Genomic DNA, 17,930 nt, shown 5'->3' on the forward strand with positions numbered 1-17,930 from the left:
CTTCCGCGCTATCGCGGACGTCGGGGCGCGAGCGGCGGTGGCGCGGCCGGCGGTGGTGCGGCTGGCGGTGGCGCGGTACTGCCCCGCACCACAAGCGTCGTGTCCAGCTCGTACCGGTGCTGCGTCGGCGTCCGGCCGTCGGCGAGCGCCAGTACGAGCCGGGCGGCGGTGGCGCCCATCTCCGCGAACGGCTGGCGCACGGTGGTCAGGCCCGGGGCGAGCCAGCCGGCCTGCTCGACATCGTCGAAGCCGACCACACTGAGGTCGTCGGGGATGCGCAGGCCGAGCTGCCGCGCCGCCTCGTAGACGCCCATCGCCTGGAGGTCGTCGCCGCAGAGCACGGCGGTCGGGGCCGCCGGCAGGGTCAGCAGGTCCCGGCCGAGGTCCCGGCCCTCCTCGAAGGTGAACGCACCGTGCCGGAGCAGGCTGTCGTCGAACGGGATGCCGACGTGGTCCAGGGCGGCCCGGATCCCGTCCAACCTGGCCCGTGCGGACAGGTCCCTGGTTGGCCCGGCGAGTACGCCGATCCGGTGGTGTCCGAGGTCGAGCAGGTGTCGGGCGGCGGCGACCGCGCCGCTCCAGTTGTTCGTCCCGACGGCCGGTGCCGGGAAGAGGTCGCCGATCGGGTCGATCGCCACCAGCGGAACGCCACTGGCCGCGAGCATCTCGCGGTGTCTGGCGGTGACCCCGGAGAAGACGGTGATCACCCCGGCGGGCTGCCGTAGCAGGAGCGGTTCGACCCACAGCTCACCGGCGGAGACGCGTGGGCGCACGTCGGTGAACCCGACGGTGCAGTCGCGCAGCGCCGCCACTCCGGCCACGCCACGCATGATCTCGATCGCGATGGAGCCGAGCATCTGCTGGAACACCACCTCCAGGCCGTGTGCTGTCCTGGCCGGGGACGGCTGGCGGTATCCGTGGTCACGCAGCAGTGCCTCCACGCGTTGCCGGGTCTGCTCGCCCACCCCGGCCCGGCCGTTGAGCACCTTGGAGACGGTGGGCGGCGACACGCCGGCAAGTTCGGCGATCGTCGCTATGGGCAGATCTCCACGACGTCGAGCCGGACGACGTCGCGGTCGGCCTTCCTCCAGCACGCCCGGAGTCTACGGCGACCGCGAGCAGTCCCGGCGGCGCCGAGGGGCCGGGTGGCCGACGGGGACAGGCGACGACGGTACGAATGTTAGCGGCCACATTTCGTACCCATCACCCCGTGTGTCTCTCCCTGCCCGGGTCGGGCCACCGGGGTGCGCTGCTGGCGGACCAGCAAGAGGCAGGTCAGGGGAGCTACGAGGAGTCCGGTGCGGGTTCGGTGCCGGAGGTCGAAGGTGGACGAGAGTTCGGAGACGGGTGGTCGGTTTCGCGAAACATTGTCGACACATCTTGACGGACGTCGGTGGCATCGGCCAGAGTCCATGTGAGCGAGGCGGCGGGCAACCGGGATGCCCGGCCGGCCGGCTCGACAGTCGGAAGCCCAGGGCGCAGACCGGGCGTTCATGTTAGCGCTCACATCAGCGACCTCGTCGTCCTGTGCGTGGTGCCGGCGGGCAGGCCGGCCAGCCGGTCGCGTCGTCCAAGGGTGCTCGGTCGAGCCTACTCATCGGATAAATCACCCAGAACCGTCGCTTGATCCGAGGGCAATTACGAGCTATGTGGAGATTCATCCCGCCTATCCATTGGCATTCATCAGATGATAATCCTACCTTTATAGCGATGTATATCGATGGATGGTCAAGGTGACCGCGTCGACGTCGTACCACCGGGCGCCGTGTCGAGCGGTAGAGGAGTGGTGTCATGTCAAGACGGGGACTGGCCCTCGGATCAGTGGTGGCCGCAGCGGCTCTCGTACTCACCACCGCGGGCGCGAGCCTGGCCGGCAGCCAGGGCACTGTCTCGGCAGCCACCGACGTCGGTACGCTCGCCGCCAGCGCCGGCTGCGGCCGCAACCCGACGCTGACCAGCGGAACGCACGCCATCCAGAGCAGCGGCAAGAGCCGCAGCTTCATCCTGCGGATTCCCGACGGCTACACCAACAACCGCCCCTACCGGTTGGTGTTCGGCTTTCACTGGTGGGGCGGCACCGCCGTCGACGTCGCCACCGGCCAGACCGTGCAACGGGATGTCTGGTCCTACTACGGGCTGCTGCGCCTGGCCGACAACAGCACCATCTTCGTGGCGCCGCAGGGCATCAGCAACGGCTGGGCCAACTCCGGTGGCGAGGACGTCACCTTTGTGGACGACATGCTCCGGCGGATCGAGTCCGACCTCTGCGTCGACACCGCGCAGCGGTTCTCGGTCGGCTTCAGCTACGGCGGCGCGATGAGCTACGCGCTCGCCTGCGCCCGGCCGGACGTGTTCCGCGCGGTCGCGGTCCAGTCGTCCCCCGGAACGCTGAGCGGATGCAGCGGCGGCACCCAGCCGGTCGCGTACCTCGGCGTGCACGGCATCGGCGACAGCATCACCAGCGGTCGGTCGTTGCGCGACCGGTTCGTCAGGAACAACGGCTGTACGGCCGCGAGTCCGCCCGAGCCGAGGGCCGGCAGCCTGACGCACACCGTCTTCAGCTACCCGGGGTGTCGAGCCGGGTATCCGGTGGTCTGGGCGGCGTTCGACGGCGGGCACATCGCCGCTCCGCAGGACGGTGCCGGCGGTGACAGTGGTTCCCGGACCTGGGTGCCGGCGGAGGTGTGGCGGTTCTTCACCCAGTTCGAGGGGAGCACGCCGACGGACCCGCCAACGAACCCGCCGACGGACCCGCCGACCAGCCAACCGGGAGGCTGCACCGCCGCCTACCGGATCGTCAACCAGTGGCAGGGCGGCTTCCAGGCCGACGTCACGGTGACCGCCGGCTCCGCCGGCCTGACCGGGTGGCGGGTCGGCTGGACGTTCGCCAACGGGCAGGCCATCACCCAGATCTGGGGCGGCCGCAGCGCGCCCAGCGGCAGCACCCAGAACGTCACCAACGAGACCTACAACGGCAACCTGGGCGCGGGTGCCTCGACCACGTTCGGCTTCCTCGGCACCTGGAACGGCACCAACACCGCGCCGGCCCCGACCTGCGCGCGGGCGTAGCGGCGAACCATCCGTCCGGCCAGGCACGCCGCCGCGTCCCCGGCCACCCACCCGAGGGGGTCGTTGTGGAACAGGTACCCGCATCCCGCACGGTCACCAGGTTCAGCCGGGCCGTCGCCTGGCTCGCCAGTCTGGTCTGCGTCACGGCGCTCTGCGTTGTCGCGCAACCGGCCCGTGCGGACAACCCGATCGTGCAGACGATCTACACCGCCGATCCGGCACCCCTGGTCCACCAGGGGCGGATCTACCTGTACACCGGCCACGACGAGGACGGCTCGACGTACTTCACCATGCGCGACTGGCGGGTCTTCTCGTCCGCCGACATGGTGAACTGGACCGACCACGGCTCGCCGATGAGCCTGGCGACGTTCAGTTGGGCCAGCGCGGACGCCTGGGCCGGGCACGTCATCGAACGAAACGGCAGGTTCTACTGGTACGTACCGGTGAAGAACCGGGCGACCGGCCGGATGGCCATCGGGGTCGGGGTGTCGGAGAGCCCCACCGGCCCGTTCCGGGACGCCCTCGGCCGGCCGCTCGTGGAGAACGGTGAGATCGACCCGGCCGCCTTCATCGACGACAACGGGCAGGCCTACCTGTACTGGGGCAACCCGAACCTGTGGTACGTGCGGCTGAACGCCGACATGATCTCGTTCTCCGGCGGCCCGACGCAGATCCCGTTGACCACGGCGGGCTTCGGCGCCCGGTCCGGCAACACGAGCCGGCCCACCCTCTACGAGGAGGCGCCGTGGGTGTACAAGCGCAACGGCCAGTACTACCTGATCTTCGCGGCGGAGTGCTGTAGCGAGTTCATCGCCTACTCCACCGGGCCGACGGCGACCGGGCCGTGGACCTACCGGGGGACCATCATGCCCCGGCAGGGAGCCAGCTTCACCAACCACCCCGGGATCATCGACTTCAACGGCGGATCGTACTTCTTCTACCACAACGGTGCGCTGCCCGGCGGCGGCGGCTTCACCCGCTCGGTGGCGGTGGAGAAGTTCAGCTACCGCGCCGACGGGACCATCCCGACGTTCAACATGACGAGCGCCGGAGCGCCGCAGATCGGCACCCTCGACCCGTACCAGCGGCAGGAGGCCGAGACGATCGCCTGGAGCAGCGGGGTGGAGACCGAGCCCGCCAGCGAGGGCGGCATCAACGTCGCGCACGTCAGCAACGGCGACTACATCAAGGTCAAGGGGGTCGCCTTCGGCGCCGGAGCCACCACCTTCAGCGCACGGGTGGCCTCGGCGACCAGCGGCGGCCGGATCGAACTGCGGTTGGACAGCACGACCGGCCCGGTCGTCGGCACCTGCACGGTGTCCGGCACCGGCGGCTGGCAGAGCTGGACCACCACCAACTGCCCGGTCGGCAACGCGACCGGCACGCACGACCTCTTCCTCCGCTTCACCGGTGGCAGCGGCAACCTGTTCAACCTCAACTGGTGGCAGTTCGGCGCCGGGGGCAGCACGCCGCCGCCGAGCACCCCGACCGCGACGCCGCCGGTGCCGACCACCCCACCGGTGCCGACCACCCCGCCGGTGAGTGGCGCGTGCACCGCGGCGTACCGCACCACCAACTCGTGGTCGGGCGGCTTCCAGGGCGAGGTGACGGTCACCGCCGGATCCGCACCGATCAGTGGCTGGACGGTCGGCTGGACCCTCGCGGCCGGGCAGACCATCAGCCAGGTCTGGAACGGTACGGCGACCACCAGCGGATCCACGACGACGGTACGGAACGTCTCGTACAACGGCTCGCTCGGCGCGGGCGGCTCGACGACGTTCGGTTTCCTGGCCGGCGGCGCTCCCTCGACACCGTCGCTCACCTGCACCAGCCCGTGAACCCACCCGTCCCCCTGGAGCGCCCACGATGCCTGAAGTGACCCGAAGGAAACTGCTCACCGCCGGGGCGGCCGGTGCCGGAGCCGCGCTGCTGCCGACGGGCTGGACCGCGGTCGCCCGGAAACGTTCGGCGGCACCGCCGGAGGTGACGGCAGCCGGCGACCTGGCCCTCTGGTACGACGAGTCTGCTGGCACCGACTGGTTGCGGGCACTGCCGATCGGCAACGGCCGGCTCGGTGCCATGGTGTTCGGCAACGTCGACACGGAGCGGCTGCAACTCAACGAGGACACCATCTGGGCCGGCGGCCCGTACGACTCCGCCAACACCCGTGGCGCCGGTTCACTGGCCGAGATCCGGCGGCTCGTCTTCGCCGACCAGTGGAGCCAGGCGCAGACCCTCGTCGACCAGACGATGCTCGGCAGGCCGGCCGGGCAGTTGGCGTACCAGCCGGTCGGCAACCTCCGGCTCGCCTTCGGCTCCGGCACCGCGTCGGAGTACCAGCGGACGCTCGACCTCACCACCGCCACCGTCTCCGTCTCGTACCTTCAGGGCGGCGTGCGGTACCAGCGCGAGGTCTTCGCCAGCGCGCCGGACCAGGTGATCGTGGTCCGGCTGACCGCCGACCGGGCGAACTCGATCACGTTCACCGCCGCCTTCGACAGTCCACAGCGGACGACGGTCTCCAGCCCGGACGCCAGCACGATCGCCCTGGACGGCATCTCCGGCAACATGGAGGGCCTCAACGGGTCGGTCAGGTTCCTCGCCCTGGCCAGCGCGGTCGCCACCGGCGGCACGGTCGGCAGTTCCGGCGGCACGCTGCGGGTCTCCGGCGCGATGAGTGTCACCCTGCTGGTCTCGATCGGCTCCAGCTACGTCGACTATCGGACGGTCAACGGCGACTACCAGGGCATCGCGCGGACCCGGCTGAACGCCGTCCGCAACGTCGGCTTCGACCAACTGCGCAGCCGGCACGTGACCGACTACCAGGCGCTGTTCAACCGGGTGTCGATCGACCTGGGGCGCACGTCAGCGGCCGACCAGCCGACCGACGTGCGGATCGCCCAGCACGGCAGTGTCAGCGATCCGCAGTTCTCCGCACTGCTCTTCCAATATGGTCGGTACCTGCTGATCTCCTCGTCGCGTCCGGGCAGCCAGCCGGCCAACCTGCAGGGCATCTGGAACGACCAGATGGCGCCACCCTGGGACTCGAAGTACACGATCAACGCGAACCTGCCGATGAACTACTGGCCGGCCGACACGACGAACCTCGCCGAGTGCTTCCTGCCGGTCTTCGACATGGTCAAGGATCTGGCCGTCACCGGTGCCCGGATCGCCCAGGCCCAGTACGGCGCCGGTGGCTGGGTCACGCACCACAACACCGACGGCTGGCGGGGCGCCTCGGTCGTCGACGGCGCGCTGTGGGGCATGTGGCAGACCGGCGGCGCCTGGCTGGCCACCCTGATCTGGGACCACTACCTGTTCACCGGCGACGTCGAGTTCCTCCGCGCCAACTATCCGGCGATGAGGGGCGCGGCCCAATTCTTCCTGGAGACCCTGGTCAGCCATCCGTCGCTCGGCTATCTCGTCACCAACCCGTCGAACTCGCCGGAGCTGGCCCACCACTCCGGGGTCAGCGTCTGCGCCGGCCCGACGATGGACAACCAGATCCTGCGCGACCTCTTCGACGGCGTCGCCCGGGCCAGCGAGGTACTCGGCCTGGACGCCACCTTCCGGAGCCAGGTCCGGACGGCCCGGGACCGGCTCCCACCGATGCGGGTCGGCTCGCGCGGCAACATCCAGGAGTGGCTCGCCGACTGGGTGGAGACCGAGCGGACCCACCGGCACGTCTCGCACCTGTACGGCCTGCACCCGAGCAACCAGATCACCCGGCGCGGCACCCCGCAGCTGTACGAGGCCGCCCGCCGCACCCTGGAGCTGCGCGGTGACGACGGGACGGGCTGGTCGCTCGCCTGGAAAATCAACTTCTGGGCCCGGCTGGAGGACGGTGCACGTGCGCACAAACTCGTCCGCGACCTGGTCCGCACCGACCGGCTGGCGCCGAACATGTTCGACCTGCACCCGCCGTTCCAGATCGACGGCAACTTCGGCGCCACCGCCGGGATCGCCGAGATGCTGCTGCACAGCCACAACGGCGAACTCCACCTGCTGCCGGCGCTGCCGACCGCCTGGCCGACCGGGCGGGTGGCCGGCCTGCGCGGCCGGGGCGGCTATACCGTGGGTGTGCGGTGGACCGGCGGCCAGGCCGACGAGATCCTGGTCCGGGCCGACCGGGCCGGCACGCTCCGGTTGCGCGCCCGGCTGTTCACCGGGAGCTTCACGCTCGTCGACGTCGCCGACGGCAGTACGCCGGCCACCAACCGGCCGGAGAGCGATGTCGTCCAGTTGACCGTCCAGGCGGGCCGGACCTACCGGGCGGCGCGGCCCGGGGTGGAGCCTTCGCCGACCCTGACCGTGACGCCGACCGCCTCGATCTCCCCGACCGCTCCGATCTCCCCGACGGCCAGCCCGACCAGCTCGCCACCGGCGGCCGGGGCCCGAGCCACGTATGCGGTGACGGGTTCCTGGCAGGGCGGCTTCCAGGGCGAGGTGACGGTGACGGCCGGTTCGGCACCGATCCGGGGCTGGACCGTCTCCTGGACGTTCCCGAACGGACAGGTGATCAACCAGATGTGGAGCGGCTCCCACACCCAGAGCGGGTCGGCCGTGCGGGTGACGAACGCCGCCTACAACGGCGCGCTTCCGGCCGGCGGCTCCACCACCTTCGGCTTCATCGCCACCGTCACCGGCAGCAACAACCCACCGACCAACCTCACCTGCACGACCAGTTGAGCCGGCGTCGGCGCGCGCCCGGGCCCGACCACGTCGGCCTGCGATCGACTCATACATCTGATGTTAAGAAGCTGTAATTAGTGTCGTCAATTGACGGACCCAGGGCCCGGCTCCGGCGACTTCCTTGCTGTCGCCGGCATAACGATGTTGAAACCTCCACGAAGGACCTTGGCAACCGGCGGCTGGGCGTGGCATGGTAACGCCAGTCCGGGACAAACATCTGATCTATCGGTGAGCGGTGGGCATGTCCGGACCCGACTGCGGGCGCTCCGGGCGCAGTCGGGTGCCTCGGGCGCAGATGACCAACCACCCCGGTACGGCGAGGTTGCGGGAGGTCCGGTTCGGCGATGACTACCGTCGAGAGCACCGTCGGGACGCGGGGCAGGCTGGCTGACTGGCTCCGGCAGCGGATCTCGCACGCCGTCTCGGAGTTCACCGCCGCCGTCGCGCTTGTCGTACTCTTCGTCGCGCTCAGCGTCGCCAGCCCGCACTTCCTGACGGCGGACAACCTGTTCAACATCGGGTCGCAGACCGCCGTGATCGCCATCATCGCCACCGCGCAGACCATGGTGATCATCACCAGGGGCATCGACCTGTCCGTGGGATCGGTCGCGGCCCTCGCCGGGGTGGTGGGCGCGATCGTCGTGCGCGACCTCGGCTTCTCTGTCTGGACGGCCACCCTGGTCGCCATCGCCGTCGGTGGGGCGGCCGGGCTGCTGAACGGGCTGCTGGTGACGGTGGCCCGGATCCCGCCGTTCATCGCGACGCTCGGCACGATGTCGGTCGGGCGCGGCCTGGTCTTCATCGTCACCGGGGCGGTCGGTGTCTACGGGCTGCCCAGGTCCTTCCAACTACTCGGCAACGGCGAGCTGCTCGGCATACCGTTCGCCGTGCTGCTCACCGCAGTCGTCGCGATCGGGGTGGCGTTCCTGCTCTCCCAGACCCGGTTCGGCCAGTACACCTACGCGATGGGTTCCAACCTGGAGGCGGCCCGGCGCTCCGGCATCCCGGTCGGCCGGCACCTGACCGCGGTCTACGTACTGGCCGGAGTGCTTGTCGGGCTCGGCGGCATGATCGCGGCGTCCCGGGTCAACTCGGGGCAGCCCAACTACGGGATCGCGCTCGAACTCGACGTGATCGCCGCGGCGGTGATCGGCGGGGCCAGTCTCTTCGGCGGCCAAGGCCGCGTCGTCGGGACGATGATCGGCGCGTTCCTCATCGCCCTGGTGCGCAACGGCGCCGTCCTGCTCGACATCAGCATCCACTACCAGCAGGTGATCGTCGGCCTGATCATCTGGGCCGCCGTCTACTTCGACCAGTACCGCCGCCGCCGGCTGGAAGCACGTGCCTGACGTGCCCGGCTCCGGCGCATCCGACAGGGGGAAGGACAGACCGATGGCAGCAGACAGCACCACCACCGGCCGGCGCGCAGGTCTGCGCCGCGTGCCGGGCCGCGCTCTCCTGGTCGCCGTCATGGCGACATCGGTACTCACCGCGTGCAGCGGCGTCGAGGTCCGGGACGGCGACGGCGGCTCGACGAAGGACCCGAGCGGACCACTGCAACTCGCCGTGGTCCCCAAGGCGGTCGGGCACGAATTCTGGAGCACGGTCAAGGCCGGCGCCGAATGTGCCGCCCAGCGCGCGGGTGGGGTCACGGTGCAGTGGGACGGCGTCACCGCCGAGACCGATGTCGAGGGGCAGGTGAACCTGATCCAGAACTTCGTCACCCGGAAGGTGGACGGCATCGTCTACGCGGCCACCGACTCGGCCGCGCTCGCGCCGGCCACCGAGCGGGCCATCTCCGCCGGCATCCCGGTCGCCATGATCGACTCGGGTACCAGCCCGCAGCCCGACAACGTGCCGCTGTACGCCACGGACAACCGGGCCGCGGCCGTCGAGGCGGCCCGGATGCTGGCGGAGGAACTCGGCAGCGGCAACCACGACGTGGCGCTCGTCGAGTTCCAGCCCGGCTCGCAGACCAACACCGAGCGGGTCGAGGGCTTCAAGGAGGGCCTGACCAAGCACGCCAACCTGAAGCTGGTGGGACAGCAGCCCAGCCACAGTGACGTCAACGAGGCCCGCCGGGTCACCGAGAACATCCTCACCGCCAACCCGAACCTGGCCGGCATCTTCGCGGCCAACGAGCCGAGTGTGCTCGGCGCCGCGCAGGCCGTCGAGGCGGCCGGCAAGTCCGGCAAGGTGGTCATCATCGGCTGGGACGCCGCCCCGGACGAGATCGCCGGGCTGCGCAGCGGCCAGATCTCCGCGCTGGTGGTGCAGAACCCGTTCAAGATGGGCTACCTCGGGGTGGACAGCATGGTGAAGCACCTCCGGGAGAAGGCGCCGCTGGCGTCCGCGGACACCGGCGTCACGTTCCTGACCAAGGAGAATCTCGACGCGCCGGAGTCGGCGGCGGTACTCAAGCCCAGTTGCGCCAACCCGCCGGTGCAGTGATGGACGCGGCGCCGACCACCGACCCGGGCACCGCCCCTCGCGACGCCACCGGCTCCCGGGACGCCACCACCCCTCGCGACGCCACCGCCGCTCGGGACGCCACCGGCGGCCAGGACGGCAGCGCGGAGCCGCCGGTGCTGGAGGCCCGTGGCATCGTGAAGCGGTTCGGGCACGTCGAAGCGTTGCGCGGCGCCGACTTCACCGTGCACCGGGCAGAGGTCGTGGCGCTGATCGGTGACAACGGCGCGGGCAAGAGCACGCTGGTCAAGACGCTGTCCGGGGTACATCCGCCGGACGAGGGCGAGATCCGGATCGGTGGCCGGGCCGTCCACTTCGGTACGCCACTGGACGCCCGGCGGGCCGGGGTGGAGACGGTCTACCAGGATCTCGCGGTGGCCGACGACCTCAGCGTCGCCGCCAACCTCTATCTGGGCCGGGAACTCGTCCGCTCCGGCCTGCTGGGGCGGCTCGGGCTGCTCGACAAGCGGGCCATGCGTCGGGGTGCCACGGCGGCCCTGGACGAGCTGGGCGTCCGGATCCCCCGGGTCACCACCCCGATCGCGATGCTCTCCGGCGGGCAGCGGCAGTGCGTCGCGGTGGCCAGGGCGATCATCTGGGCGACGAACGTGGTCATCCTCGACGAGCCCACCGCGGCGCTCGGCGTCGTGCAGACCGGGCGGGTGCTCGACGTCGTACGTCGGGCCCGGGACGCCGGCATGTCGGTGGTGCTGGTCAGCCACAACATGCCACAGGTGTTGGAGATCGCCGACCGGGTCGAGGTGCTCCGGCTCGGGCGGCGTACGGCCCGGTTCCGGGCGGCCGAGGTCGGCACCGACGACCTGGTGGCGGCGATGACCGGGGCCCGGACGACCACGGCGGAGGACCGATGACGGCAGAAACCTCCGGGCTGGTCCGGAAGCGTACGGTCGGCGCCGGTGCCGACCTCGCGTTCGGGGTCTCCGGCGTCAGCGGGATCGTACTGCCGGTCGACGGCGGCTGGTGGGGACGCTGACCGGGCCGGTCGACGACGCGTCGACAGATCTGCCCGGGTCACCGGCCGCCGGCTCGGACACCGGGTCGCCGTCGTCGGGCAGCCCGTGCAGCGACTCCTCGACCCCGACCAGGTGGTTGGCCATCCGGATCCTGGCCCGTTCCGGGTCGCGCGCCGCGAGCGCCTGCCAGATCGCCACGTGCTCCTCGTGGGTACGCCGGTCCGCACCCTCCTCGTGCAGGCTCCGCCACAGCCGCCCCCGGACGGTACGCCCGGCGAACGCCTCGATCAGGCCGACCAGGACCGGATTGTCGCTGTGTGCGGCGATGATGCGGTGGAAGGCGATGTCGATCTCGATGATCCGCTCGTGGTCCTGCGGTGTCTGGCCGACGATCCGGGCCGCCTCGTCCAGCAGCTCCCTGGCCTGGCGCAGCGCTTCCTCGGTCATCCTGGTGGCCGCCAGCCGGGCCGCCTCACATTCGAGCAGCCGCCGGACGGTGTGGATGTGCCGAGCGTCCCCCTGACCCTGGAGGTCGACGACGAAACCCATCGGCGCCAGCAGCTGGGTCGCGTCGAGGTCCGTCACGTACGTCCCGTCACCCTGCCGGGTGTTGACGATGCCGAGGATCGACAGCGCCGACACGCCCTCGCGCAGTGAGCCGCGCGAGACGCCGAGCGACTCGGCCAGTTCCTTCTCGACCGGCAGGCGGTCGCCGGGTCGGAACACCCCGTCGAGGATCATCCGCTTGATGCCGTTCACCACGTCGTCGGTGCGGGACATGGTCAGTGCCCGGACGTGGCGGTCGACCCGTCCAGCACGGCGTACTGCCCGGCCGGGGCGAGCTGGCGCGGGCGGGGCGCGGTCGCCCAGTAGCTGCCGTCGGGGAACCTGTACCGTTCCACGGACTCGGGACGCATCCGGGTAGAGTATCCCGCCGAGGTGGGCAGCACATAGGCGCTTCCCGATCCGGTGTCGCGGACGACGCACGGGTCGGTGAAGTGCTCGTGCAGGTGGTCGACGAACTCGGTCACCCGGTCGGTCAGGTCTGCGGAGACGGCGACGTAGTCGAGTACGGAGACGTGCTGGACCATCTCGCACAGCCCGACACCCCCGGCGTGCGGGCACACGGGAACGCCGAACTTCGCCGCGAGCAGCAGCACCGCGAGGATCTCGTTGATGCTGGCCAGCCGGCCGGTGTCCAGCTGGCAGAAGTCGATCGCCCCGGCCTGGAACAACTGCTTGAACATGACCCGGTTGTGGCAGTGCTCGCCGGTGGCGACGCCGATCGGCGCGACGGCCTCGCGGATCGCCGCGTGCCCGAGGATGTCGTCGGGGCTGGTCGGTTCCTCGATCCAGAGCGGCTCGAACCGGGCGAGCGCCCGGACCCACTCGACGGCCTGACCGACATCCCACACCTGGTTGGCGTCGATCATGAGTCGACGGTGCGGGCCGATCACCTCGCGGGCGATGCCGCAACGCCTGATGTCCTCGTCGAGGTCGGCGCCCACCTTGAGCTTCACGTGGCCGTACCCGGCGTCGACCGCCTCCTGGCACAGCCGGCGCAGCTTGTCGTCGTCGTAGCCGAGCCAGCCGGCCGAGGTGGTGTACGCGGGATAGCCGGTACGGCTGAGTTCGGCGACCCGGGCGGCCCTGGTGTCCATCCGGTCCCGCAGGATCTGCAGTGCCTCGGCCCGGGTCAACGCGTCGGACAGGTAGCGCAGGTCGGCGACGTCGACGAGTTGCTCGGGCGACATGTCGGTGAGCAGTTGCCACAGCGGCTTGCCTGCGTCGCGGGCGACGAGGTCCCAGGCCGCGTTCAGCACGGCGGCCAGGGACAGGTGCACGACGCCCTTCTCCGGGCCGAGCCAGCGCAGTTGGGAGTCGGCGGTGAGGAAGCGGTAGAGCCCGCCCATGTCCGCCGCCATCGTCCGGACGTCGTGCCCGATCAGTCGCCTGGCCTGGTGCAGTGCCGCCGCGACCACGATGTCGTTGCCCCGACCGATGGTGAAGGTCAGTCCGTGACCGGCGAGCGGCGCACCCTGGGTGTCGAAGCCGTCGGTGTGCAGCACGACATACGCCGCCGAGTAGTCGCCGTCCTTGTTCATCGCGTCGGATCCGTCGGCGGTGAGCGAGGTGGGGAAGCGGACGTCCTCGACGGTTACGGCGACGATCTGCGGCATACGGGTCCTCGCGTACTTCAGGCAAAAGATCCGATGATCTACCGAAGTATACGAAGACAAATCTCCTAGCGTCAACGTCGGTGGCTGGCGGGGACCGTTGAGACATCTAATGTATTCGGGATTCCGGGCGACCCACAGCTGATCCGAGGCTGACAGCCAGGTTCCGGGAACGCCACGGAACGCAACGGCGGCCCCGGGGCGGAGTCCTGCTGGAGCCGCCCCGGGGCCGCCGGGCTCGTTCAGTTGGGGAGTAGCCGCCAGCGGTTGTCGGCGCTGCCGTTGTCGGAATCCTGCACCGCCTGGGCCCCCCAGGCGGTGGAGCCGTTCAGGATGCCGAGCAGCTTGCCGCTGTGTACGTTGCGGATCTTGTATGTTCCGTCGCCCTGGTTCAGCAGCGTCCAGAGGTGGTCGGCGGTGCCGTTGTCGGACCACTGCAGGACCCGGGCGTTGTCGGCGGTGGACATGTTCTCCACGCCGAGCACCTTGCCGCTGTTGACGTTGCGGAACTTGACGGCGTTGCCGTCGGGCACCACGACCCAGTTGTGGTCGGCGGTGCCGGAGTCGCCCCACTGCACGGCGAGCCCACCGTCGGCTGTGGACATGTTCTGGATGCCGAGCACCAGACCGGTGCCGACGTTGGCCAGTCGCTGGCTGCCCGGGGCGGGCCCGCCGGTCGTGCTCCAGTAGACCGTGTAGTTGTGCCCGTGGGCGTCGTAGAAGGGGCCCAGGTTGACCGTGGCACCGTTCGCGGTGGCGGTGAACGCGAGCGAGTTGCCGCTGGTCCGGTTGACCGACGAGACGGTGAGGGACGGCAGCGCGGACAGCGCGGTGTTGCCGTAGTTCCCGGAGAGCACGACCGGGCCGTAGGTCACCGCGGCGACGTTCGGGTTGTCGTTGGCGGCCTGCAGGACGACCCGCATGGGCAGCCGGACGCTTATGGTGTCACCGGTCGACCAGGCGCGGGTGATCGTGGCGTAGCTGCCGGGGGTGGCGGTGACGTTCTGCACCGTACCGTTGACGCTGATCGTCGCGCCGCTGGTCCAGGCCGGGATGCGGAACCGGATGCCCCACGAACCGCTCATCGTGCCGGTGAGGGTGATCGTGCTGGTGTCGCTGACCGGATAGCTGGTGGCCTGGGTGACGGTGATCCCGCGCTGGGTCCAGTTGAGCACCGAGGGCAGGTAGAGGTTCACCGTCAGGGTGTTGCCGTTGTGGAAGTAGACCGAGTCCATCAGCGCGGTGTTGACCTCGATGCCGGTGCCCTGGCAGCACCAGAAGGAGTTGTAGTCCGTACTCCAGGTGCCGCCGCCCCAGGCCGGGCCGACGCCGCGCCGGCCACCCGGGTTCAGCGGGGTGAAGTAGGTGATGTGCCCGTGGTTGTCGGCCGGGTTCTGCGCGCCGATGATGTGGTTGAACAGGGCCCGCTCGTAGTAGTCGAAGTACGCCGCCCGGTTCGGGTCCAGCAGCCACAGCTCCCGGGTCAACTTGAGCATGTTGTAGGTGTTGCAGTGCTCGCAGGTGTCCTGCCGGAGGTAGCCGGCGATGGCGTTCGGCGGGCGGAAGTGCTCGGCCTGACTGTTGCCGCCGATCGCGTAGGTGTGCGCGTTCACCGTCATGTTCCAGGCGTTGCTGGCGATGTCCCGGTAGCGGGTGGTGCCGGTCGCCTTGTACTCCCGGGCGGCACCGATCCACTTCGGCACCTGGGTGTTGGCGTGCAATCCGTTGAGCTGGTCTGAGTTGGCCGCCAGCGGGTTGAACACGGCGGCGTGGTCGAAGCGCTGCGCCACGGTCAGCCAGCGGCCGTCACCGGTCTGCTGGTAGATGTCGGTGAGTACGGCGTTCATGCCGCCGAACTCGGTGCCGAGCATGTTCTGCATCTGACTGCTGCTCAGCCGGCCGGTACGCCAGTCCACCCAGCCGGCCAGCGCCAGCAGGACGTCCCGGGCCTGGTTGTTGCCGAGCTGACGCCACACGTCCAGCAGTCCGGCCATGGTCTTGTGGATGACGTAGTACGGCACGTTGCCGTTGTTCAGGGTGCGTGCCTCCAGGGCGGTGAAGTCGGATTCCGGAAAGCCGGAGAGGTAGCCGGGGTTGAACCCGGCCGCGCCGTTGTTGGCCTGGCACCTGGCGAGTTCGGCCACCATCTGGTTCGCCTTGTCCCGGCAGGTGGTGTCGCCGAGCACCGCCCACCCCTGCGCCCAGGCGGTCAGGAAGTGCCCCTGCATGTGGGTGCGGAACGGGAACGACGGTGCGTCCCAACCACCGTTCGAGGCGGCGCCGTTCGTGGAGAGCCGGTGGTTGGCCCGGAAGTTGTAGAGCATCCGGTTGACGTCAACGAACCGCAGATAGTTCATGGTCCGGTTCTGGTTGTCCAGCCATCGACTGCTGGTCAGCCGTACCTGGCCCAGCTCGAACGGGTAGGCGGAGACGCCGATGTCCGGCCGGGCAGGCGGGACGGCCGCCGCCGCGCTCGTAGCGCCGGCGACCGCCGGGCCGACGGCGGTGGCGACGGTGGCGGCACCGGCAGCCTGCAACAGCCGGCGCCGGCTCATGGCAGGGAACGACATGGTGATTTCCTCCGTAGCGGGGTTCGGGAGACGACGGCGTGGGCGCCGGGGCGGCTGTCGCACCGGTGGCGAACCGACGGGCCGGTGCGGTCGGGCCGGCCCGGACCACCTGCGGGAGGACCCGCAGGTGGTCCGGGGTTGGACCGTGCTGGCGACCGCCGAGCCGGCATCGCCACCGGGCGGTGGTCGTCAGGCGCGTGACCACCGCTGGTTGGCGGCGGTGTGGCAGGTCCAGACGATCACGGCGGTGCCGTTGGCGGTGCCGTTGTTGTTCACGTCCAGGCAGAGCGAGGGGAACTGCACGTTGCTGATGGTGCCGTTGCCGTTGAAGGTCCACTGCTGGTTGTTGCCGCCGGTGCAGTCGCCGATCTGGGCCCGGGTGCCGTTGGCGGCGTTCGTCGGGATCTGCAGGCACTTGCCGAGCACCTGGAGGGCCCGGCCGGACTGGGTGAACTGCTGGTTGGCGTTGCTGTGGCAGTCCCAGATCAGCATCCCGGTGCCGTTGGCGGTGTTGCCGTTGTCCAGGTCGAGGCAACGACCGCTGGACTCGCTGCGCAGCCGGAAGGTGGTGGTGGGCGGCGGCGTACTGGTGCCGCCGCCGCTGACCCGGTAGACGACGGTGCCGTGTGCGGGTACCGAGGCGCTGATCGAGCCGGTGCTGGTGGAGGTGGCGTTGGTCCAGGCGTCGCGCAGGGTGAAGGAGCTGCCGGACTTGCCGATCGCCGCGGCCGTGGTGCTGACAGTGGTGGTCGAGGAGCCCTGGTTGAACAGGGCGACCGCCACGTCCCCGTCGGCGAGCCGCTTGGCGAGTACCCGCCGGGTTCCGTCGTTGGAGACCTGGGTCGCCTGCAGGCCCAGCGAGTCCTGGTTGATGGCGATCAGGTTCTGGTTCTTCAGGATGGTCTGGGTGGCCGCGTCCATGTTCCGGATGTCGTTGCCGGCGATCAGCGGCGACGCCATGATCGCCCAGAGGGCGAAGTGGCTGCGCATCTCGGTGTCGGTCATGCCACCCCGGCCGACCTCCATCATGTCCGGGTCGTTGAACGAGCCGGGGCTCGCGTAGTGGGCCAGCGGCACGTTGACGTTGACGATGTTCTGGATGCCCATCGGGTACCCGTTGGTCTGGCCGGTGTTCCAGGCGTTGGTGATGTCCTCGGTGGTCCGCCAGATGTTGGCCACGTCGCCCCAGTTGCGCATCGGGCCGGTCTTCTCGTGGATGCTGTTCGAGTTGATGCTGTAGAGGATGGGCCGGCCGGTGGCAGCCAGCGCGTCACGCATCAGGGCGAACCGCGACACCTGCTCGTTTATGGTGCCGGTGGGGGAGCACCAGTCGTACTTGAGGTAGTCGACGCCCCAGGCGGCGAACTGCCGGGCGTCCTGCGCCTCGTGACCCAGCGCCCCGGTGGCGCCGGGGTAGGAGCCGAAGTACTGCGCGCAGGTGCGGTCCAGGGGCGCCTGGTAGATGCCGAAGAGCAGGCCACGGGAGTGCAGGTAGTCGCCGAGGGCCTTCATGCCGCTGGGGAACCGGCTCGGGCTCGCCTGCAGGTTGCCCTGCGCGTCCCGGGTCGAGTTCATCCAGCAGTCGTCGACGACGACGTACTTGTAGCCCAGGTCGCGCATGCCGGAGTTGACGATTGCGTCGGCCATCTGCCGGATCAGCGTCTCGTTGATGTTGCAGCCGAAGGTGTTCCAGCTGTTCCAGCCCATCGGCGGAGTGCGGCCGACGCCGTTGTTCAACGCCTGCGCCGGGCGCGGCGACGAGGCCGCGTCCAGCACGGTCACGCCGGCCGCGAGCAGGGCCACGCTCAGCGCGGCCAACCATCGGGTACGGGTACGCGTCGCACCCCTCTCCGGCGCCCGCCGCACAGTTTCCGAGCCATCGGTGGTCGGGCGGTGGACACCAGGGGTGTCCGATTTGAACAGTCTCATCGTCGGCTACTCCTTCTTCCGCCGGTGGACCCGGCCGGGCCGGTCGGCAA

The 17,930-nt window shown here is 70.0% G+C and carries 12 protein-coding genes; 7 read left to right on the top strand and 5 right to left on the bottom strand.

All coding sequences use genetic code 11. The features are described from left to right. Nucleotides 1–8 precede the first annotated feature (8 nt). Complete coding sequence (locus CLT71_RS30115; protein ID WP_101370065.1) at nucleotides 9–1,094, bottom strand: LacI family DNA-binding transcriptional regulator; 1,086 nt, start codon at nucleotides 1,092–1,094, stop codon at nucleotides 9–11. A 697-nt stretch (nucleotides 1,095–1,791) separates the two neighbouring features. Here CLT71_RS30115 and CLT71_RS30120 point away from each other — a divergent pair. From CLT71_RS30120 to CLT71_RS38315, 7 genes are all read left to right on the top strand, one after another. Further along, nucleotides 1,792–3,069, top strand: a complete 1,278-nt coding sequence (locus tag CLT71_RS30120) for a cellulose binding domain-containing protein (RefSeq protein WP_101370066.1) — start codon at nucleotides 1,792–1,794, stop codon at nucleotides 3,067–3,069. A gap of 65 nt (nucleotides 3,070–3,134) precedes the next feature. Continuing rightward, on the top strand, nucleotides 3,135–4,907 hold the full coding sequence (locus CLT71_RS30125; RefSeq protein WP_101370067.1) for a family 43 glycosylhydrolase: 1,773 nt from the start codon (nucleotides 3,135–3,137) through the stop codon (nucleotides 4,905–4,907). 28 nt (nucleotides 4,908–4,935) lie between these two features. Further along, nucleotides 4,936–7,758 (top strand): glycosyl hydrolase family 95 catalytic domain-containing protein, encoded by a 2,823-nt coding sequence (locus CLT71_RS30130; RefSeq protein ID WP_101370068.1) that lies wholly within the window; start codon nucleotides 4,936–4,938, stop codon nucleotides 7,756–7,758. Nucleotides 7,759–8,105: 347 nt separating this feature from the next. After that, a complete protein-coding gene (locus CLT71_RS30135) occupies nucleotides 8,106–9,110 on the top strand; it encodes an ABC transporter permease (protein WP_101370069.1) in 1,005 nt (334 codons plus the stop codon). 43 nt (nucleotides 9,111–9,153) lie between these two features. Then, entirely contained in the window at nucleotides 9,154–10,212 is a 1,059-nt protein-coding gene (locus CLT71_RS30140) for an ABC transporter substrate-binding protein (protein ID WP_101370070.1), read from the top strand. Continuing rightward, nucleotides 10,212–11,102 (top strand): sugar ABC transporter ATP-binding protein, encoded by an 891-nt coding sequence (locus CLT71_RS30145; RefSeq protein ID WP_486483538.1) that lies wholly within the window; start codon nucleotides 10,212–10,214, stop codon nucleotides 11,100–11,102. Before CLT71_RS30140 ends, CLT71_RS30145 begins: the two co-directional genes overlap by 1 nt. Then, entirely contained in the window at nucleotides 11,099–11,224 is a 126-nt protein-coding gene (locus CLT71_RS38315; RefSeq protein WP_486483539.1) for a hypothetical protein, read from the top strand. The genes CLT71_RS30145 and CLT71_RS38315 overlap by 4 nt, the downstream gene beginning before the upstream one ends. Here CLT71_RS38315 and CLT71_RS30150 read toward each other — a convergent pair. The 4 genes from CLT71_RS30150 to CLT71_RS30165 form a co-directional block, all read right to left on the bottom strand. Next, complete coding sequence (locus CLT71_RS30150; protein WP_101370071.1) at nucleotides 11,178–11,984, bottom strand: FadR/GntR family transcriptional regulator; 807 nt, start codon at nucleotides 11,982–11,984, stop codon at nucleotides 11,178–11,180. The two genes, CLT71_RS38315 and CLT71_RS30150, sit on opposite strands and share 47 nt — an antisense overlap. Before the next feature lie 2 nt (nucleotides 11,985–11,986). Further along, complete coding sequence (locus CLT71_RS30155; RefSeq protein WP_101370072.1) at nucleotides 11,987–13,384, bottom strand: enolase C-terminal domain-like protein; 1,398 nt, start codon at nucleotides 13,382–13,384, stop codon at nucleotides 11,987–11,989. Between the two features lie 239 nt (nucleotides 13,385–13,623). Further along, the gene (locus CLT71_RS30160) at nucleotides 13,624–15,951 is read right to left on the bottom strand and encodes a beta-L-arabinofuranosidase domain-containing protein (protein WP_101370073.1); all 2,328 of its coding nucleotides are present in this window, start codon (nucleotides 15,949–15,951) and stop codon (nucleotides 13,624–13,626) included. A 189-nt stretch (nucleotides 15,952–16,140) separates the two neighbouring features. Further along, entirely contained in the window at nucleotides 16,141–17,658 is a 1,518-nt protein-coding gene (locus tag CLT71_RS30165) for a glycoside hydrolase family 27 protein (RefSeq protein ID WP_486483734.1), read from the bottom strand. Nucleotides 17,659–17,930 lie beyond the last annotated feature (272 nt).

Source organism: Plantactinospora sp. CNZ320 (genome assembly GCF_002846275.1).

Coding starts and splice junctions, on each gene's coding strand:
- CLT71_RS30120 (WP_101370066.1), top strand. CDS start 1,792: ATGTCAAGACGGGGACTGGCCCTCGGATCAGTGGTGGCCGCAGCGGCT.
- CLT71_RS30130 (WP_101370068.1), top strand. CDS start 4,936: ATGCCTGAAGTGACCCGAAGGAAACTGCTCACCGCCGGGGCGGCCGGT.
- CLT71_RS30135 (WP_101370069.1), top strand. CDS start 8,106: ATGACTACCGTCGAGAGCACCGTCGGGACGCGGGGCAGGCTGGCTGAC.
- CLT71_RS30140 (WP_101370070.1), top strand. CDS start 9,154: ATGGCAGCAGACAGCACCACCACCGGCCGGCGCGCAGGTCTGCGCCGC.
- CLT71_RS30145 (WP_486483538.1), top strand. CDS start 10,212: ATGGACGCGGCGCCGACCACCGACCCGGGCACCGCCCCTCGCGACGCC.
- CLT71_RS38315 (WP_486483539.1), top strand. CDS start 11,099: ATGACGGCAGAAACCTCCGGGCTGGTCCGGAAGCGTACGGTCGGCGCC.
- CLT71_RS30150 (WP_101370071.1), bottom strand. CDS start 11,984: ATGTCCCGCACCGACGACGTGGTGAACGGCATCAAGCGGATGATCCTC.
- CLT71_RS30155 (WP_101370072.1), bottom strand. CDS start 13,384: ATGCCGCAGATCGTCGCCGTAACCGTCGAGGACGTCCGCTTCCCCACC.
- CLT71_RS30160 (WP_101370073.1), bottom strand. CDS start 15,951: ATGTCGTTCCCTGCCATGAGCCGGCGCCGGCTGTTGCAGGCTGCCGGT.
- CLT71_RS30165 (WP_486483734.1), bottom strand. CDS start 17,658: ATGGGCTGGAACAGCTGGAACACCTTCGGCTGCAACATCAACGAGACG.